The 15,563-nt window shown below is 54.9% G+C and carries 23 protein-coding genes; 11 read left to right on the top strand and 12 right to left on the bottom strand.

The annotated features are described in order from the left end of the window. Positions 1-134: 134 nt before the first annotated feature. Positions 135-320, top strand: coding sequence for a hypothetical protein (locus CFB02_RS01040; protein ID WP_014578070.1), 186 nt, complete (start codon positions 135-137; stop codon positions 318-320). An 8-nt stretch (positions 321-328) separates the two neighbouring features. Here the strand turns inward: CFB02_RS01040 and CFB02_RS18140 are convergent, their stop codons facing one another. Next, on the bottom strand, positions 329-487 hold the full coding sequence (locus CFB02_RS18140) for a hypothetical protein (protein WP_008172456.1): 159 nt from the start codon (positions 485-487) through the stop codon (positions 329-331). A gap of 80 nt (positions 488-567) precedes the next feature. After that, positions 568-897, bottom strand: a complete 330-nt coding sequence (locus CFB02_RS01035) for a rhodanese-like domain-containing protein (protein WP_088556511.1) — start codon at positions 895-897, stop codon at positions 568-570. A 72-nt stretch (positions 898-969) separates the two neighbouring features. On the opposite strand from CFB02_RS01035, the gene CFB02_RS01030 reads away from it, so the two are divergent. The 3 genes from CFB02_RS01030 (at position 970) to CFB02_RS01020 (ending at position 1,962) form a co-directional block, all read left to right on the top strand. Beyond that, positions 970-1,173 (top strand): hypothetical protein, encoded by a 204-nt coding sequence (locus CFB02_RS01030; protein WP_008172460.1) that lies wholly within the window; start codon positions 970-972, stop codon positions 1,171-1,173. A 108-nt stretch (positions 1,174-1,281) separates the two neighbouring features. Further along, entirely contained in the window at positions 1,282-1,458 is a 177-nt protein-coding gene (locus tag CFB02_RS01025) for a DUF1328 domain-containing protein (RefSeq protein WP_014578073.1), read from the top strand. A gap of 51 nt (positions 1,459-1,509) precedes the next feature. Then, complete coding sequence (locus CFB02_RS01020; protein ID WP_088556510.1) at positions 1,510-1,962, top strand: MgtC/SapB family protein; 453 nt, start codon at positions 1,510-1,512, stop codon at positions 1,960-1,962. 42 nt (positions 1,963-2,004) lie between these two features. Here CFB02_RS01020 and CFB02_RS01015 read toward each other — a convergent pair whose 3' ends face one another. Continuing rightward, the gene (locus CFB02_RS01015) at positions 2,005-2,439 is read right to left on the bottom strand and encodes an SRPBCC family protein (protein ID WP_088556509.1); all 435 of its coding nucleotides are present in this window, start codon (positions 2,437-2,439) and stop codon (positions 2,005-2,007) included. 264 nt (positions 2,440-2,703) lie between these two features. After that, positions 2,704-3,006, bottom strand: coding sequence for a hypothetical protein (locus CFB02_RS01010; protein ID WP_088556508.1), 303 nt, complete (start codon positions 3,004-3,006; stop codon positions 2,704-2,706). A gap of 256 nt (positions 3,007-3,262) precedes the next feature. Here CFB02_RS01010 and CFB02_RS01005 point away from each other — a divergent pair, with 256 nt between their 5' ends. Continuing rightward, positions 3,263-5,071 carry a Na/Pi cotransporter family protein gene (locus CFB02_RS01005; RefSeq protein ID WP_088556507.1) on the top strand — a complete coding sequence of 603 codons (1,809 nt, stop codon included), beginning with the start codon at positions 3,263-3,265 and terminating at the stop codon, positions 5,069-5,071. A gap of 38 nt (positions 5,072-5,109) precedes the next feature. Next, positions 5,110-5,355: a hypothetical protein gene (locus tag CFB02_RS01000; RefSeq protein ID WP_088556506.1), complete on the top strand. Its 246-nt coding sequence runs from the start codon at positions 5,110-5,112 to the stop codon at positions 5,353-5,355. Here CFB02_RS01000 and CFB02_RS00995 read toward each other — a convergent pair. Beyond that, positions 5,333-6,904, bottom strand: coding sequence for an inorganic phosphate transporter (locus CFB02_RS00995; RefSeq protein WP_088556505.1), 1,572 nt, complete (start codon positions 6,902-6,904; stop codon positions 5,333-5,335). The genes CFB02_RS01000 and CFB02_RS00995 overlap by 23 nt on opposite strands. A 226-nt stretch (positions 6,905-7,130) precedes the next feature. Here CFB02_RS00995 and CFB02_RS00990 point away from each other — a divergent pair, with 226 nt between their 5' ends. Both CFB02_RS00990 and CFB02_RS00985 read left to right on the top strand, forming a co-directional pair. Continuing rightward, a complete protein-coding gene (locus CFB02_RS00990) occupies positions 7,131-7,730 on the top strand; it encodes an NUDIX hydrolase (protein ID WP_088556504.1) in 600 nt (199 codons plus the stop codon). Next, entirely contained in the window at positions 7,720-8,721 is a 1,002-nt protein-coding gene (locus CFB02_RS00985; RefSeq protein WP_088556503.1) for an MBL fold metallo-hydrolase, read from the top strand. Before CFB02_RS00990 ends, CFB02_RS00985 begins: the two co-directional genes overlap by 11 nt. Here CFB02_RS00985 and CFB02_RS00980 read toward each other — a convergent pair. The 4 genes from CFB02_RS00980 to CFB02_RS00965 form a co-directional block, all read right to left on the bottom strand. After that, a complete protein-coding gene (locus CFB02_RS00980) occupies positions 8,716-9,630 on the bottom strand; it encodes a DUF4124 domain-containing protein (protein WP_088556502.1) in 915 nt (304 codons plus the stop codon). The two genes, CFB02_RS00985 and CFB02_RS00980, sit on opposite strands and share 6 nt — an antisense overlap. Before the next feature lie 139 nt (positions 9,631-9,769). Next, positions 9,770-10,225 (bottom strand): metallophosphoesterase family protein, encoded by a 456-nt coding sequence (locus tag CFB02_RS00975; protein WP_088559122.1) that lies wholly within the window; start codon positions 10,223-10,225, stop codon positions 9,770-9,772. Positions 10,226-10,241: 16 nt separating this feature from the next. After that, positions 10,242-10,724, bottom strand: a complete 483-nt coding sequence (locus CFB02_RS00970; protein WP_041645505.1) for an FKBP-type peptidyl-prolyl cis-trans isomerase — start codon at positions 10,722-10,724, stop codon at positions 10,242-10,244. Positions 10,725-10,813: 89 nt separating this feature from the next. Beyond that, positions 10,814-12,571, bottom strand: a complete 1,758-nt coding sequence (locus tag CFB02_RS00965) for a DEAD/DEAH box helicase (RefSeq protein WP_088556501.1) — start codon at positions 12,569-12,571, stop codon at positions 10,814-10,816. Between the two features lie 280 nt (positions 12,572-12,851). Between CFB02_RS00965 and CFB02_RS00960 the strand changes: the two genes are divergently transcribed. From CFB02_RS00960 to CFB02_RS00950, 3 genes are all read left to right on the top strand, one after another. Further along, positions 12,852-13,238, top strand: a complete 387-nt coding sequence (locus tag CFB02_RS00960) for a DUF4398 domain-containing protein (protein ID WP_088556500.1) — start codon at positions 12,852-12,854, stop codon at positions 13,236-13,238. A 27-nt stretch (positions 13,239-13,265) separates the two neighbouring features. Next, on the top strand, positions 13,266-14,075 hold the full coding sequence (locus tag CFB02_RS00955; RefSeq protein ID WP_088556499.1) for an OmpA family protein: 810 nt from the start codon (positions 13,266-13,268) through the stop codon (positions 14,073-14,075). Positions 14,076-14,357: 282 nt separating this feature from the next. Then, a complete protein-coding gene (locus CFB02_RS00950) occupies positions 14,358-14,564 on the top strand; it encodes a cold-shock protein (RefSeq protein WP_008172483.1) in 207 nt (68 codons plus the stop codon). A 91-nt stretch (positions 14,565-14,655) separates the two neighbouring features. Here CFB02_RS00950 and CFB02_RS00945 read toward each other — a convergent pair whose 3' ends face one another. Genes CFB02_RS00945 through CFB02_RS00935 form a run of 3 tightly spaced genes read right to left on the bottom strand, consistent with a single transcriptional unit; the run spans position 14,656 to position 15,490 of the window. Next, the gene (locus CFB02_RS00945) at positions 14,656-15,030 is read right to left on the bottom strand and encodes a hypothetical protein (protein WP_088556498.1); all 375 of its coding nucleotides are present in this window, start codon (positions 15,028-15,030) and stop codon (positions 14,656-14,658) included. Then, the gene (gene yidD, locus CFB02_RS18520) at positions 15,008-15,265 is read right to left on the bottom strand and encodes a membrane protein insertion efficiency factor YidD (RefSeq protein WP_088556497.1); all 258 of its coding nucleotides are present in this window, start codon (positions 15,263-15,265) and stop codon (positions 15,008-15,010) included. Before yidD ends, CFB02_RS00945 begins: the two co-directional genes overlap by 23 nt. A 3-nt stretch (positions 15,266-15,268) precedes the next feature. Beyond that, entirely contained in the window at positions 15,269-15,490 is a 222-nt protein-coding gene (locus CFB02_RS00935; protein ID WP_014578093.1) for a DUF4177 domain-containing protein, read from the bottom strand. Positions 15,491-15,563: the final 73 nt, after the last annotated feature.

Below are 15,563 nucleotides of genomic sequence, written 5' to 3'. Positions count from 1 at the left end.
TCAAGTAAAGGCGCGAATGGCATTTTGCTCAAATGCCGATCCGAGCCTCTTTGAAGTGTCTGTGCAAGTTACATTGACGGATCACTCTGCAAGGTGCTCAATATAAGAACGACGACCTTGTGGAGGAGATAACAATGAAATGGATTGTGCTCGCAGTAATTGTCGCGATCATCGCCGTCTGGCTGTATCGGGGCAAACGCAAAAACTATATTGAAGATCCTGACGTGAAAACATTCGATGAGAAAGATTACTACCTCACATCGAATGACAACGCCTCAGATGACGAGTCCTCCCCCGATCAGAGTAATCCTCGTCACTGAGATGGGCGTTACTTTTTCAGGCTGATCTGCTTTGAGCCCGTGGGGGATACTTGTCCGCTTTTGCCCTTGCCGACGTATTCCACAGATCCGCCCGCTTTCAAAAAGGCGGCGGTCTGTTCTTCAATCGCAGCAGAGGTCAGGGTAACTTTCTCGGGTTTCTTGCTCATAGTGATATCCAGGTCGGGATGGCTTAATTAATATCGTAAGCTTTCCATTATACCTGAAGTGGCTAAAAATTGTTCGCTCCCTATAGACTGCGCGCTCCACGCGCCTCGGCCAGGCTCCCCCTGTTCTCAACATTGGTGTAACCGGCACGCTCCAGAGCCGATTTTGCGACACCAGCTCTATTGCCGCTGCGGCAATAAAGATTAATCTCGGTGTCTTTGTCCGGGAACCTCTCGGTAACCTCCGCAACGATCTGGTCATGAGGAATCAGCGGGTCTCCATCTATGTGGCTTTGCCGATGTTCCGCCTCTGTGCGGACATCGATCCACACGGGCTTCGCATGCGCTACTATCGGTGCCAGCGCAAGTGATAACAGGATTAGCACCGCTTTCACTGAAAAAGACACTTTCATAAGCAACTTGCTCCCTATTTTAAAACTCTACAATTAGTCTATACGGGTAAACTTACCGGAGGAGTTCACCGCATGGAAACCGCTGACATCTTCCTGTCGCTGCTGTTCGGCTGCATCGGTTTCGCCTATTTCATGTATGGCCGGCGCAGGAAAAACATCGTCACCCGATACTGCGGCATTGCCATGATCCTGTATCCCTACCTGGCCAGCAGCGCCTGGGAGATGCTGGCAGTGGGTGTTGGGCTCATGGTTGTGCCACGGTTTGTCGAACTCTGATGCCGGATTAATGCCCCGTTACTATCCCTTCACAAAGACGCCTGAAAGTTGCGCACTGCCCCTCCGCGTGCCACGGTTAGAACACAACCCTGAAAAGGAGGATGGCAAATGCTCTATTGGGCTATCGTCTGTCTGGTAATTGCGATCATTGCGGGCGTTCTTGGTTTTGGAGGTATTGCAGGAACGGCCGCCGGCTTTGCGAAGATATTGTTCTTCATTTTTCTGGTACTGCTGGTTGTATCTTTAATAGTGAACGTCTTCCGGGGCAAGGGCCCCAAAGTCTAGGGCATGTCCCGAACGCCAAAATACACTTAACCTTTCCGTTGGGGACCTCGCATGTTCGAGAGTGAAATCCCACCACTGGACATCATTGTCCGCCTGCTCATGGCCGCCGGTTTGGCGCTGGCACTCGGGCTTGAGCGGGAACTGCGAGGGAAACCCGCGGGGCTCCGCTCTCACATGCTGGTTTCCGTAGGAGCCTCGGCATTCATTCTGATTGGCCTGCATATCCTGATGACGACCGCAGAAGGCGACCCTTCGGCACGGATAGACCCGTCGCGGATCGTTGAAGGTGTGATCGGCGGTATCGGGTTTCTCGGCGCCGGCTGCATTATTCAAAGCCGCGGAAGCGTTCAGGGCATTACCACCGGCGCTTCCATCTGGATTTGCGGAGCAATCGGTGTCGCCTGCGGTCTGGGCACGCTGGTTCTTGCCAGCATGGTGACCGTGTTGGCACTCATTATCATGGTTGTGCTGGGCCGGTTTGAACGGGAAATGATCGAAGAGTGACTGACTGGCAGGCCAGCATGTCGTCCCGGCTGAGCTGAAATCCTAGAGCCGCTCAATAGACTTGAGCAGAGAATTGAAAGCCCTCGAAAAGCTGCGCTCAGCCAAACGGTCCATTACCCGGCCCAGCAGCGGCACTTGCACGTGCCCTTCAGAAACCCAGGTAACCCGGGTCTGTTCCCCTTCTGGCTTTAAAACAATTTCTCCCTTCGTGTGCTGAACGGTGAACGGGCTCGATTTTTCAATTTGATAGTGCATTCGGTTTGGCCTCTCGAACCGGGTAATACGCTCAGTGAGCTCAAGCCGGCCAGCTCCGATAATTCTCAGGGCGCCAGTGCCATTTTTCTCGCCTCTACCCTCTTCAATCAGTAACGACGTACTAACCCCTGGAAACCGAGAATAGCGAGCGTGGTCGGAGATGGCTTCGAAGACTGACTCGATATCCTTCTCGAGAACTCGTTCGACATGAATGCGAAACATGGCTACTCCTCAACTGCGGGATCACAAACAAGATACGGTCTCACGTTCACCTCAGGAAGCCCGATCATGCAAACGCCCAGACGGGTCTATCTCGCCGGAACTCTTCAAGGCGCTAAAACTGAACCAGGTCTGCAAAAGCTGCCATTGGAAATCAAAATACCCCTGGCTCGGGCTTGGTCAGGTCGTTTATCTGAACGATATGCTCGAACGTCATCTGGCCTCCTGTCGGGTGCTATACGCAACACTGTGCCAGCCCTTTGGCCTTTACGGAACCCGCGTATAAGCCTCCCTGACCTTGATCATGGCGATCCTGGAATCGTCTGGTTCCAAACCGTTCTTGTTCAGTTGCGCAATCACCATTCGCCCTACCCTGGGGCATTGAGAACGAGGAATATGATGTTTTACAAAAATATCGGCTATGGCCTGCGGCGCGGGATCCCGATTCGACTTGAACAGCGCGCCTATTTCAGAGGCACAGGCCTGATCGACAGGGTCGGTATTATTTTTACTCCGCCAGACCAAAAACGCGACGATAAGTACAAAAATTCCACCGATTACAAACTGCATTTCCACCTCCAGTCTGAACCTTGCATCTGGCTCACCAGCTTTTTGTTCTGAAACAGCGCCTCTACTCCCGGGCCATCGCAAGGCACAATTTCAATCGCTCGCTTTTGTGCGATTAATGCCGGGGTATTAAAGTTCGATTCAGGGTTCGGGTACGCGTTTAAAAGTAAACAGCCTACAATTCAAAAGGATGATCACTGGTATGGTTCCAGTGCAAACTGATAGTCAAGTAATTCATAAAAGGGGAAATTGAATCCCAGTGAACTATCGCCAACTCTTTCTTGCTCTTATACTCGGAATTCTCGCCCTTGCACTCTGGATGAGTCCCGAGTTCAAACAGATTGCCGCCGGGGTTGCCATTTTTCTGTTCGGCATGCTCTCGCTGGAGAACGGGTTTCGCCAGTTTACCGGTGGTTTTCTCGAGAGCGTGCTGCGTCGTACAACAGATACGATTCCGAAAAGCCTCGGTTTTGGCATCGTCAGTACCGCCATCATGCAGTCCAGTTCTCTGGTATCGGTGATCACGATCTCGTTTTTGAGCGCCGGCTTGCTTCCGCTGATCACGGGTATCGGCATTATCTTCGGCGCCAATCTCGGTACCACCACCGGCGCCTGGTTGTTCGCCACCATCGGTATGAAAATGAGCCTTTCGGCCTTTGCCTTGCCGATGCTTGTCTTTGGCGTGGTACTGAATTTCCAGCAACCACGAGCATGGAAAGCCTTAGGTGCAATTCTCGCAGGGCTCGGGTTTCTGTTTCTCGGTATCGATTTCATGAAGGCGGGCTTCGAAAGCTATCAGTCGGCTGTCGATCTGCGCGAGTACGCAATGGACGGTGTCGCTGGACTTCTTGTCTATACAGGCCTCGGAATTCTGGCGACCGTCGTGATGCAATCCAGCCATGCGACGCTGGCGCTCACTCTGGCCGGTCTGGCCACGGGCCAGATTACCTACGAAAACGCCCTGGCACTGGCCATTGGTGCGAATATCGGCACAACAGTCACCGCGCTGATCGGTGGTCTCGGTGCAAATATCACTGGCAAGCGTCTGGCAGGTGCCCATCTTCTATTTAACGCGGCAACGGCAGTGATCGCCCTGGCGCTGATCGAGCCTCTGCGTTGGTCCGTGGATGCCCTGTCAGCCCTCATGTCGATCGCCGACGATGACTATACGGTCAAGCTCGCGGTATTCCATACCCTGTTCAACTGCCTTGGTGTTGCCATCATGCTGCCACTGATCTCGAGAATGGCACGAGCACTCGAACGCTGGCTGCCTGAGCGAGAGGAAGAGCTCGCCGCACAGCCAAGGTACCTGAATCAGGCTGCGATGGACTCACCCGATAGTGCAAACGCGGCAGTACGCAGGGAGGTCTGGCACCTGTTCGATCAAGCCTTCGTTATCCTTGCACATGGTCTCCACCTGCACCGTGAAAGTATTCGCCTGAGCGATGATCTTGAAGCGACGATTAACAATTCCCGGGAACGCATCGATATCGACATCGACCTGATCTACCGACAGCGGGTAAAGCAGCTATACAACGCCATTCTCGACTTTATTTCCGGGCGAATGACCCGGGAATCGCCGGCAAACTCCACCGAATCGCTTTATCGTCTTCAGCATGCGGCCGCGGAAATGGTTGAAGCCATCAAACATGTCAAACACCTGCGCAAGAATCTCACAATCTATATGGCGTCGGATAACGCCACGATTCGTAAAGAATACAACGAGCTTCGGCTGCGAGTCGCGATGGTACTGCGTGAGACCCATCGTTGTTACGAAGGTCGGTTTGAGGATGCCAGCACAGCCATACTGGAGCTCGACGAGATCGCTGTGCGTGCACGAGTAGACCGCGAATCGATGGTCGGTCGTGTCACAAAACTCCTGGGTGCAAAACGGATTGATGCCGCCATGGCTACTTCCCTGCTAAACGATTCTGCCTACGCCAGTGAAACCGTCGATGCTATTCTGACAGGAACCCGCGAGCTTCTGACTGCCATGGATGTTCAAGCCGCTCGAACCACGGAGGAGCTGTCGGTGAGCGACGCAGGTGGGGCAGAGGTCATGCCATGACGAATTCCGATTAAGCTTTAAACAGAGGGGACGGAACAGTGGGTTTCAAGGATCTTGTGGCGAAGCTTGACGATATTCTGGGCGACCATGACAAGGGTAAATCCCTGGAGCTTGAAGAACTGAAGCGGCTTGAAGAGCGGCTGGTGGAGAAGCAGGAGAAATACCGCGACCGACTGGCTTCCGGCGCCCCGGGGGAAACACCCGCTCAAACAGAAGTTCGCCTGCGAGTCGTTGAGGCGCAACTTGCCAAATTGAGGGAACTTATGGAAGAAGCATCCCTCTGATCGTGAAGAAAAGCATAGCCGCTAACAGTCCCGATAATGGAACGGTGACAATCCAGGCAGCCACAATCCTGAAAACCGCTGATCGCTTTACCAGCTCCTGGCGATAAACCTTTTTCAGACCCTTGCGATCGCTTTTCGAGATCGGTGCCGTGCCACCATTATTCCTCTTGAGGTTCTGTAGAATTTGTCCCTTCTCCTCAAAGGAAGCTTCCTGGAACTCTTCCAGCACCCGCTCTACTTTCTCCCGGTCCTCTCCGGCATAGTGCGCCTCGATCTCATCGATCTTCTGGCGGTAGGTCGTTTTGAGATGTTCGCGCAAAAAGCCAACGCCAAACACACCCCCTATCGCAATATGCGTTGAGCTCACCGGAAGGCCTAACTGACTGGCAACGATAACCGTAACCGCCGCAGCCATCGCCACGCAGAAAGCCCGCATCCGGTCGAGCTCCGTTATTTCCGAACCAACCGTGCGTATGAGCTTGGGGCCAAACAGTGCCAGGCCAAGCGCAATGCCGAGTGCACCCACCAACAACACCCAGCTGGGAATCGTGGCCTTGGACGCTATTCCGCCCTGAAGCACGGCTTCATTGATCGCGGCCAGCGGGCCGACTGCGTTGGCAACGTCATTCGCGCCGTGGGCAAAGCTCAGGAGCGCGGCCGCAAAAATCAGCGGGATAGTAAAAAGGCCATCAACGCCCGCCTTGCTGTTTGCTACCTCGGCCGAGTGGCGGTGAATCAACCACTTTGTAAGCCACCATACGATTACTCCGACGATTGCCCCCAATCCAACGGCGGGAAGCAACCCGATCTCCACAATCTTGCTTAATCCCTTTAACACCAGATAGGTCGAAAAGACCCAGGCCATAATTGCAACAAACAGGGGAACATTGTGTTTCGCAGCCTGCGCAATATCCCGCTTGTAGGTAATCCGGCGCTTGATTAGGTACAGAGACAAGGCTGCGATGGCACCGCCAAGCACCGGGGAAATAACCCAACTGGCAGCGATCTGGCCGAACTGTCCCCAATCAACAATGCCCGAGCCACCGGCAGCGATGCCCGCTCCCATAACACCACCAACAATTGAGTGTGTCGTGGAGACTGGCGCGCCCACGTACGTTGCGACATTCAACCACAGCGCGGCAGCAAGCAAGGCGGCTATCATGAGCCAGATGAAGGTGTCGGCATCGCCAATCAGGGCAGGATCAATAATCCCCTTTTTTATCGTGCTGACCACATCGCCACCGGCGATAAGCGCGCCACTGGCCTCAAAGATCGCGGCAATGGCGATTGCACCGGCGAGCGTAAGAGCCTTGGAGCCGACGGCAGGGCCTACGTTATTGGCGACATCGTTTGCGCCAATATTCATCGCCATGTAGCCGCCGATCATGGCCGCTGCCACCAGCATGACCATGTTTGGCGCATCTGCCCCTATTGAGCGGACATACAACATGATGCCGACAATGAAGATCACGGCCACGCCGATGCGAAGCACCTCGGCGCGCCCATAACGGGTTGCCCGCTCTATGGCATTGATCTGCTCCAGCTCCATCAATCCACCGCCAACGTGTCAATGATTGGTGCGATAACCGGTGGGTTACCACTCGCTTCAATACAATGTAGACCAAAGCCAGAAAATTTTGAGCGGTTCTGCGCACGGCGAAGGAACCGACAATGGCCAGCGAGCCGTCAGATTGAAGTTTTGAATATTGGGATTGCGTCTTGCCTGTGCAGGATGTGTTTAACTATAACCAACCATTACCAGAGGATAGGCTTTCGTGACCTCGAAATCCTGGCTAAGCCATTTGCGCCCCCACAAGATACCGTTTCGGCGCCGATTTGCCCGAGCGTCCGTCGCCCTTATCTTTCGAAGCACGGAAAACGGCGTCAAGGAGTTGCTCTTTATCCAGCGGGCCCGTCGGGAGGGTGACCCCTGGTCTGGCGACATGGCTTTCCCGGGCGGCCGCCTGCAACCTGAAGATGCATCTGCACGGGCCGCTGCCGAGCGGGAAACACTGGAAGAAACCGGCATGGATCTGAGGCGCCACGGCCGCTTTCTCACCCGGCTTTCCGACCTGGTCACCCGCCATCACAACCGCTGGCGCCCGATGGTGGTCACCCCCTATGTATTCGAGTGGCGGGGACCGAAGTCGGTCTCAACGAATCACGAAGTCGAGCGAGCGGTCTGGGTGCCGATGGGCTACCTCCGCGCAGACGCGAACCAGGGCCGACTTTCCTGGCGCACTCCCCTAGGGACACTCAACATGCCCTGTTGCCGTTACCAGGATGCCTGCATCTGGGGATTAAGCTACAGCATGTTGCAGGAGCTACTGGCATTGGCCCCTGACAAGAATGAGAGTTCGATCCATGACCGTTGATCGTGACCGCCTTGCCGCTCTCGCTGCAGAACCGCATTTCTATCGGGGCAGGTACCGCAACCTGGAGCCAGTCCCCCGACATGGCATTGGCGATTTTATGCGCTGGCAACTGGCCCCGGGCCGCAATTTCCCGAAGGGAAAACGCTTCACGCTGCTGCGGCCAGATACGCATTCCCTGATGAGTCCGCCCGAAGAACCACAACTGGTCTGGCTGGGTCACGCCTCGTTCCTGTTCCAGTATCGTGGTCTGAACGTGCTCACCGACCCGGTACTGTCGGAACGCGCCAGCCCCTTTCAACTGGTCGGGCCGAAGCGTTACACACCGCCGGCCCTGACGGTAGCAGACATGCCGCCGATTCAGCTGGTGCTGATTTCCCACAACCACTACGACCACCTTGATGAGAACACCGTGCGCCAGTTACACCGGCGCTTCGGAGATAACCTGCGCTTCTGCATTCCCCGAGGGCTTAAGCAATGGTTCGAGAAACGGGGCATCCATAACCTGATGGAACTGGACTGGTGGCAATCCGAGTCCCTGTCTGGCAACCGAGAAGTGTTCTGCCTCCCGGCCCAGCACTTCAGCGGCCGGACCCCCACGGATACCAACACCTCACTCTGGTGCAGCTGGCTGCTGGAGATCGACGGTTTCCGGCTCTATTTCGCCGGCGATACGGGCTACGGGAGAATCTTCAGGAAAATCGGCGAGCTGTTCTCGCCCATTGATCTGGCGCTGCTCCCCATTGGAGCCTACGACCCGCGCTGGTTCATGGCGCCGGTGCACGTAGCCCCGGAAGAGGCGGTGAGCATTCATCAGGATATCGGTTCCCGACAGTCAGTGGCGATGCACTGGGGGACGTTCGTGCTCACCGACGAGCCCATGGACGAGCCGCCCCGACGGCTAAGGGCCGCCCTGGAGCGACAAGTGCTGAACGAAACGGACTTTCGAGTGATGCAGCACGGGGAAGTCTGGTCGCCGGCTTCGAACTTATAACCTGACGACGCCCTCTCCCTGATCGTGCAACCAGCGCCGCCAGTCGAGGGCCAGCATGCTTACACCACCAATGTAATTGTCGTTGACCAGATAATAGGAGATGGTGCGATCACCCCGATTAAAGTTGTGCATCAGTCGCACCAAAAAGTTTCGTCGGGTCGGTTTGGACATCAGGAAATACACGAACTGGCCAGACTGAGCCCGCAGGCTTCCGCGCCCCGACAGATCCGAATGTCGCCACTTGTTGCTTGGCAGCTTCAATAGCTGATCGATGCCCGCCAGACGGCCCTGTTCGAGTGCCTGATCAACCATCCACTGATTTTCACGGTGGCGCTCAAAATACAAGCCGGATTCATCGCGCTCGATGGTCTCCATCTGCTCTGCCAACCCTTCGTTCAGCCAGGCTGGCGCATAGGGAACGATGGTATCGACAACCGCATGACTCACTTCGTGCTTGATGGTTTTAAAGGTGAGGTTTCTGTTTTTACGAACATAGACGACGATCTGGTGTTCGGAAGGTATGTAAAGCCCGTATGAGGCAACAGCCATCCCCCTGTTCCGACGGACGAGGTAGTCCCGGTACGCCCCGCTGTCTTTGAGAATCAGGATATTGACCGGCACCGTCTTGTGCATATCAAAAGACATCACCCGGTCGAAGAACTCATAGACGTTGTTAACGCCTTCAACGATCTGCCGGTGCTCCTCTTCGCTCAGCTCAACATCAACAGCTTTGATATCGATCTCAAACCGCGACCATTCCGAGGCACCTGGCTTAACGTTGACCACTTCCTGCGCGACCGAGTGATCCTGCCGATCGCCAAAATGCACCTGGCCGTTTTCATCCACCCATTTGTAGATCTTTGCAGAAACCGGGCCCGCGGCGATCATAAACAGCGTTAAAACCACCACTGGATATACGGCTTTCCTTAACCTCTTAAACACTGCGCCTTACCCGATCAAAATTGAAAATTGGTCTCGAAACCCAACACGGTTCGGCGAAAGAAAGGTGCCGCCAACACCGCTAGATGAAGTGTAGCGCCATTTTCGATCATGAACGCAGTTCAATAATCTCACCAGTCACGCCGTTTTCATTCACTACAAGCCGCCCCACCGTAATCGGCAAAGTAAAGCGCCTGGGGCCTGCGCCACCAGGATTGAAGTACAACACATCGCCAATCCACTCGTTACGGGGTTTGTGGGAGTGGCCAGCAATCACCACGCGGTAGCGGCCTTGCGGATCGAAGTCGAGGGTTTTGACATCGTGGAGCATGTAAAGGGCCTGGCCGAGAAACTCCAGATCTCGAGTATCGGGAAGCTCGGCTGCACGGCCGGATTTATCGATATTACCGCGGATGGCAATGACCGGCGCGATCGCCTCGAGCGCGTCCAGAACGTCGTCCCGCCCGACATCGCCGGCATGAAGGATGAGCTCCGAGCCCTTCAAGGCTTCCAGGGCTTCTGGACGCATTTTGCTATGGGTATCTGCAATCACGCCGATCTGCATGCCTGCCCCCAGATGCTTAGTGGTGGTGCCCGCCCGGGCCATGCGCGTGGCCGTGGGCTATTTCTTCCGAGGTCGCGGCGCGCACGTCAATCACCTCAATATCAAAGGTCAGGGTTCTGCCCGCCATCGGATGGTTGGTGTCGACATCGGCAAATTTGTGGCCCACCTTGGCAACAACCACGTGGCGAGGCCCCTGCTCGGTCTGTACCTGAGCAACCATGCCCGCCTTCCAGCGTTTGGCCCCCATCAGATGCTTGATCGGCACTCGCTGGATGGCATCGGGCTTGCGGGGCCCATAGGCTTTATCGGGAGTGACAGTCACACTGAAGGTATCGCCGGCATCACGACCTTCCAGGGCTTCTTCCAGGCCCTTGATGATGCCGCCATGGCCATGCAGGTAGGCGTTCGGCTCACCGCCGTGGGAGTCTTCAACAACGTTGTCTTGCTCATCACGCACGCTGTAGTGGAACAAAACCACCTGATTCTTTTCGATTGGCATAGGGTTCTCTTTGATGATTTGAGGTACGCCATTATAACGAGCAGTGGAGCTGACTGCAGGCAAGTAAAAGCAGGACAGGAAAACCGGGCTCACACCTCATTCGCCTTCCGAAACTGCCCCTGATAATCAAAAACCCGTTCCTGCACCTGCCAATAGTGCTTCTGCTTACGCGCAATCACGAAATCGGGTGCCGGCAATAAGGCCTCCCGCTCAAGCACCTCATCCGCTGAGCTGAACGCTTTCGGGGCCCGGCTATTGGCAAAACGACGCCCGAACAGTCTGTTAAAAACGGTACGCTGGCCCGGCTTGCTAAAATCAAACGACTCGCCGAGTTCTTCCCCATCTTCCCCGTGATAGGTGATCTTCAACTTGCTGCCATCAGCAACCAGCGATATCCCGGCGCAGCGGATGACCATGGCATCCTTGAGTTTCAAGGCATCCCGGAGCTGGTCATCCGGGTCGATGATGGCTTTCTGGCACTGGTGGCAGTTGCGGGCTGCAATATCATTCTCGGCGCCGCAATGCGGGCACTCCTTGAAGCGGAATCGGTAATCGCACTGTTGCGGGCGTTCATCCTCAACCCCGTCAACAGGCTTGAGCAGTCCCTGACAACGACGCCCGTAATGCTCAATCACCAGGCCTTCACCGTCAGTCTTGCCCCAGAAAATGTTGGCAAACCCACAGCCGGGGCAAAACACCTGCACCGGCTCGCTGTCCGGGTTCGGTTTCGGCTCCCCCACTTCCGGGTGATGGAGATTCACATGGTTGCCCGCGTAATCAATCACCAGACAATCCTGTTTGCCCTCATCCAGACGCAGGCCACGGCCCACAATCTGCTGGTACAGGCTCACCGACTGCGTGGGGCGAAGAATGGCAATGAAGTCCACATGAGGCGCATCGAAGCCCGTGGTGAGCACAGACACGTTCACCAGATATTTCAACTGCCGCTGCTTGAAGCGCTGAATCAGCAAGTCCCGATCCTTCAGATCGGTGGCGCCCGTTATCAGGGCAGTTTCGTGTTCTGGCAGGTACCCGGCGACCTCCCGCGCATGCTCCACGGTGGCCGCAAAGATCATCACGCCCTGACGCTCGGCAGCCACCTCCACAACCTGCTCAATGATCGCCCGGGTCACGCGCTTGTGTTTGCTCAGCAGCTGGTTAACGTCCCTCTCGGCGTATTCGCCAAAGCGGTCCTGGGGCAGCGCAGAGAAATCGTATTGCGCCACTGCCGCGTTCACCAGCTCCGGCCGGGTGAGATACCCCCGGTTGATCATGTAACTCAGGGGCAGCTCGTAAATGCAGTGCTGAAAGGGCTTGTCATCCTCGCCCCGAACAAAGCCCCGATAGTGATAGCGATAGATCCAGCCCATGGCCATACGGTATGGCGTAGCAGTCAGCCCGAGGACTTTCAGAGAATCGTTCTGTTGCCGCAAGAGCTCTATGATGCGCTGATACTGACTGGTTTCTTCCCCGCTGACCCGATGGCATTCATCGATAATAACCAGCGAGTATTCGTCCCGAAACTGATCCAGGTTCGCCGATACCGACTGCACACTGGCAAAGGTCACCTGGTGGTGACTTTCCTTCCGCTTCAGCCCGGCGGAGAAAATTCCGCCGGTTAACCCGTAGCTCTGGTACTTGGCGTGGTTCTGCTCCACCAGCTCCTTTACGTGGGTTACCACCAGGATCTTTCGCTTCGCGAGACGCGCCAACTCGGCAATAACCAGGCTTTTCCCCGCACCGGTTGGCAGCACGATAACGGCGGACTCATCGGTTTTCCGAAAATGAGCCAGCGTGGCGTCAACCGCTTCCTGCTGGTAAGGCCGAAGTTTGAAAGGAGCGTTCATTTAGGAGGGCTTAATCGTTCTCATCGTGACCGGGCCACCATACTAGCAAATAACGAAGCCGTTACCGTTCAACGAGGCAGTGTGTTTCCACTCTTAAACTACATTGATAAACGCTCATGTGCACACCTCCTCAGGCTGCTATCTTTGAATTGAGGAAGTAGAGGCATTTGAGCTGACAGATACCCAGAGTTCTCCTCCAGGTCCATTACCACAGATCAGCAACCTGACTGGATAAAAGGAATCAGTCAGGCCTCCGTTTTCCAGTATAAGGAGATATTGCATGAGCAATTATATGTCGATATTGGGCGCCGTCGGGATTGCCGGCATAGCCGTCGCCATCACCGGTTGCGCAGGCTCCGTCGAGCCCCCCACCTCTCAAATGCGAGCCGCCGAATCTTCCGTTCAACAAGCGGTGTCATCCGACGCAAGAAACTTTGAGCCTGTGCTCCTGAACCAGGCCCAGAACAAGCTTGCCGATGCCGAAGAGCTGATAGACGATGAAATGAGCGAGGAGAATTATCAGAAAGCACTGCACCTTTTGGAACAAGCATCCGTTGATGCTCAGCTAGCCGGCGCGCGTGCCGATACTGCGAAAGCCAAACAGGCCGTGGAGGAGATCAACAGGAACATCGAGTCTCTTCGCCAACGCATGAACGGAAGCCAGTAAGGGCGCCAGCTCAAACAGGAGATTGATATGAACAAGCGATACATGACTCTGAGCATGCTCGTCGGCTTTTCCATCTTCTTAGCGGGATGTGCCAGTACGCCTAAGGACAATCAAATGGTCGACGAAGCAAGGGCGGCCTATGAGGACATTCGAACCGATCCAGACGTTGCCCGGAGTGGCGACCGCCAGCTGAGAAGCGCCAGGGATCAACTGGCCCGCGCTGAGCAGTTAATGGCAGAAGGCGCCAGCACCGCGGAAATCGAGCATGCGGCCTACCTGGCTAATCGCCATGCCGAGATTGCCCGGGAGCAGGCCGAACGAGCCAAGCTACAGCAACAGATAAACTCCGCCGAAGAAAGACGTAAGGAACTGGAGTTGCAGGCTCGTTCTGCAGAGGCTCAGGCTGCCCAGCAGGAAGCCGCTGAATTGCGCCGTCAAATGGAAGCCATGCAGGCCGAACAGACAGACCGTGGCATGGTACTTACCCTGGGTGACGTTCTGTTCGACCTGAATCGTGCTGAACTGAAGCCGGCCGGGGAAACGACAGTAGGCCGCCTGGCCGACTTCTTGGCTGAATATGAAAACCGTCGCGTGCGCGTGGAAGGATATACGGACAGCACCGGAGCAGAATCTTACAACCAACAACTGTCAGAGCGTCGGGCTGAGGCGGTAAGAGAGGCCCTGATGGATAGAGGTATTAATCGCGCCCGGATCGAAGTGCAGGGATTCGGGGAACAATACCCGGTTGCGACGAACGAAACATCCGCAGGGCGCCAACAGAACAGGCGGGTCGAGATAGTGATTTCCGATGCGGACGGCAATATAAAAGGACGTTAGGAAGCGAATACGCCCCGGGACAGATTTTTGCCCAGCAAACAAATCTGTCCCGATTTTTTCGCAACAGTTGAAAACTTTGCTATGCAAGGCCTCCTAATTAGCGTACTGTCTTCGTCGTTGGAAAGATTTAGCAAAGCATTTCACGAATAAGACCTCTTGTGTTGCCACACCTTTTGTCCTGTTTTTGATCCTGCACGTTTTTTTATTTCCCGCATATCGCTGATCAATGATCACAACGATCCTTTGACGGCACCTTATTGATTAATTTCAGGATAACTATTTATGTCTACAATTACCGGCAACGTTAAGTTCTTCAACGAAGCAAAAGGTTTTGGTTTTATTACTCGTGAAGGCGGCGCAGACGTCTTTGTTCATTACAGCAACATTCAGGGTGGCGGTTTCAAAACTCTGGCCGAAGGCCAGGAAGTTGAGTTTACCGTGACTCAGGGCCAGAAAGGCCCGCAGGCAGAGAACGTTATTGGTCTGTAAATAGCAGCCAATACGTGATCAAAAAAGGCAGCCCCAGGGCTGCCTTTTTTATTGAACACATTTAGCGATTTACCGATCCGTTTTTCATCGGTTAGTAGCGCTGCAACAAATCCCGATAAAGCCGGTTATTCCAGTCCTGGACAATAATCTGAGACCTGAAAAGTTGCCACAACTCCCAGGAATAAACGATCGCAAGCAGGATAACTCCGGGCAAAACCAAACCAGCCACGAAAAACCCGATAGCAACAAGCAAGGCGCCAATATCCATCAGCCCCCATTGCCAGCGCCCCAGGTAAAAATGGTGCAACCCGGTGACAAAAAACCAGTTAAGTGCCGCGTAGGTGTCCGGGTCCTTCACCGCCTTCCCGGCTTGCCGGTAGAATTCCGCCCGCTGTTCTTCTGAAAGCTCTCGAATCGCCTTTCTGAGGGCTTCTTCCTCGGCATCAACCTCTTCTTGTGTCAGCATGCCCGATATCCCCCGTGACCGGCTCAATGCATTTACAGATCGCGTCCGGCCTGTTGCACCTGCGAAGGCGGTGAAACGTTAATCTCACTCCTTTAGAGAGACCGAACCGGCGGATAGCTTCCTCAGAGTAAGCCGAGCAACTCGGCTCAAAGTTGCAGTCGATGCCAAACCATCGGGTACCACCGCCTGTCCGACGATAAAACCCGATGGCCTTCAGTGCTAACGCCTGCAGCACCGGTTAGCGCCCCAGGGTCACAATGACGGATTCACGCTGCCAGAACAGCCAGAAACGCTTCATCTCCAGAACCTGGAATACCACCTGCCAACCCTCGGCGGCATACCGATTCAATTCTGCTTCGATTTTTTTCAAAGGCAGGCCAGAGGAGCCGAGCAGGAGCGTGCCACAGCCACCTTCCGAAATATGGACCATCTTGTATTCGGTGAAACGTTGAGCCGTCATTCCATTTCCTTATGTTTGAAAATTTGTCCCTGATTTGAGGGACTTGAAAGCCTATCCCAAATTTGAGGCCCGA

Origin of the sequence: Marinobacter sp. es.042 (assembly GCF_900188315.1) — a bacterium.
GTDB lineage: Bacteria > Pseudomonadota > Gammaproteobacteria > Pseudomonadales > Oleiphilaceae > Marinobacter.
The sequence above is the reverse complement of the archived record's forward strand: the minus strand, read 5'-3'. Positions and strand labels throughout refer to the sequence as shown.

Excerpts from the sequence above, each read along its gene's own strand:
- CFB02_RS01040 (WP_014578070.1), top strand. The coding sequence starts at position 135 with ATGAAATGGATTGTGCTCGCAGTAATTGTCGCGATCATCGCCGTCTGG.
- CFB02_RS18140 (WP_008172456.1), bottom strand. The coding sequence starts at position 487 with ATGAGCAAGAAACCCGAGAAAGTTACCCTGACCTCTGCTGCGATTGAA.
- CFB02_RS01035 (WP_088556511.1), bottom strand. The coding sequence starts at position 897 with ATGAAAGTGTCTTTTTCAGTGAAAGCGGTGCTAATCCTGTTATCACTT.
- CFB02_RS01030 (WP_008172460.1), top strand. The coding sequence starts at position 970 with ATGGAAACCGCTGACATCTTCCTGTCGCTGCTGTTCGGCTGCATCGGT.
- CFB02_RS01025 (WP_014578073.1), top strand. The coding sequence starts at position 1,282 with ATGCTCTATTGGGCTATCGTCTGTCTGGTAATTGCGATCATTGCGGGC.
- CFB02_RS01020 (WP_088556510.1), top strand. The coding sequence starts at position 1,510 with ATGTTCGAGAGTGAAATCCCACCACTGGACATCATTGTCCGCCTGCTC.
- CFB02_RS01015 (WP_088556509.1), bottom strand. The coding sequence starts at position 2,439 with ATGTTTCGCATTCATGTCGAACGAGTTCTCGAGAAGGATATCGAGTCA.
- CFB02_RS01010 (WP_088556508.1), bottom strand. The coding sequence starts at position 3,006 with ATGCAGTTTGTAATCGGTGGAATTTTTGTACTTATCGTCGCGTTTTTG.
- CFB02_RS00995 (WP_088556505.1), bottom strand. The coding sequence starts at position 6,904 with ATGGAGCTGGAGCAGATCAATGCCATAGAGCGGGCAACCCGTTATGGG.
- CFB02_RS00985 (WP_088556503.1), top strand. The coding sequence starts at position 7,720 with ATGACCGTTGATCGTGACCGCCTTGCCGCTCTCGCTGCAGAACCGCAT.
- CFB02_RS00975 (WP_088559122.1), bottom strand. The coding sequence starts at position 10,225 with ATGCAGATCGGCGTGATTGCAGATACCCATAGCAAAATGCGTCCAGAA.
- CFB02_RS00970 (WP_041645505.1), bottom strand. The coding sequence starts at position 10,724 with ATGCCAATCGAAAAGAATCAGGTGGTTTTGTTCCACTACAGCGTGCGT.
- CFB02_RS00965 (WP_088556501.1), bottom strand. The coding sequence starts at position 12,571 with ATGAACGCTCCTTTCAAACTTCGGCCTTACCAGCAGGAAGCGGTTGAC.
- CFB02_RS00960 (WP_088556500.1), top strand. The coding sequence starts at position 12,852 with ATGAGCAATTATATGTCGATATTGGGCGCCGTCGGGATTGCCGGCATA.
- CFB02_RS00955 (WP_088556499.1), top strand. The coding sequence starts at position 13,266 with ATGAACAAGCGATACATGACTCTGAGCATGCTCGTCGGCTTTTCCATC.
- CFB02_RS00950 (WP_008172483.1), top strand. The coding sequence starts at position 14,358 with ATGTCTACAATTACCGGCAACGTTAAGTTCTTCAACGAAGCAAAAGGT.
- CFB02_RS00945 (WP_088556498.1), bottom strand. The coding sequence starts at position 15,030 with ATGCTGACACAAGAAGAGGTTGATGCCGAGGAAGAAGCCCTCAGAAAG.
- CFB02_RS00935 (WP_014578093.1), bottom strand. The coding sequence starts at position 15,490 with ATGACGGCTCAACGTTTCACCGAATACAAGATGGTCCATATTTCGGAA.